The sequence below is a fragment of the Caballeronia sordidicola genome, assembly GCF_000729995.1.
GTDB lineage: Bacteria > Pseudomonadota > Gammaproteobacteria > Burkholderiales > Burkholderiaceae > Caballeronia > Caballeronia sordidicola_A.
Window position 1 is genome coordinate 1 of record NZ_JNFG01000114.1, and the last position, 495, is coordinate 495.

General features: G+C 63.8%; 2 pseudogenes. Both read right to left on the reverse strand.

Annotated features, from left to right (window positions below):
* A pseudogene (locus tag FH08_RS0133950) lies at window positions 1–277 on the reverse strand (hypothetical protein); the annotation flags it as partial.
* A gap of 14 nt (window positions 278–291) precedes the next feature.
* A pseudogene (locus FH08_RS0133955) lies at window positions 292–495 on the reverse strand (phage holin family protein); the annotation flags it as partial.

Below are 495 nucleotides of genomic sequence, written 5' to 3' on the forward strand. Positions count from 1 at the left end.
TACAGCGCTTGGAGAGCCAGGAGACGCCGGTCACCAGCAGCGGCAGCATGGCCGGCAGGTTGCTGCCCTTGAGGCCGCTGGAAACGCTGAACAGCGACGAAGCGATGCCGCTGGCGCGTCCCAGCAGCACGGTGGCCAGCGATTTGCGGTTCAGGCTGGTGCGCACGATGTCGCGCGAATGCAGCATTTCAGCGCGGAACAGCGCGCCTTCCGCCAGCAGTTTCTGCTTGCGCTCGGCGGCTGAAAGATGGCTGTCCAGTCCCAGGTGTCGGCTCATGTCGGGTTCCCTGCTCAAAGTATGGCGTCGCGATCTTTGCGCAGCTCAGCCATGGTGACCGGCAAGCCGAGCCGCCCCTGGCGCAACACGCTGCGCACATACAAGGCCGAGCCCAGCGCCAGCAAGGTGAAGAAGGCGCCCAGGATCACCAGTATTTTCCAGCCCATGGATTGCCACGCCAGCACTACCACCAAGGCACTCCAGAAGGCCAGTGCAAA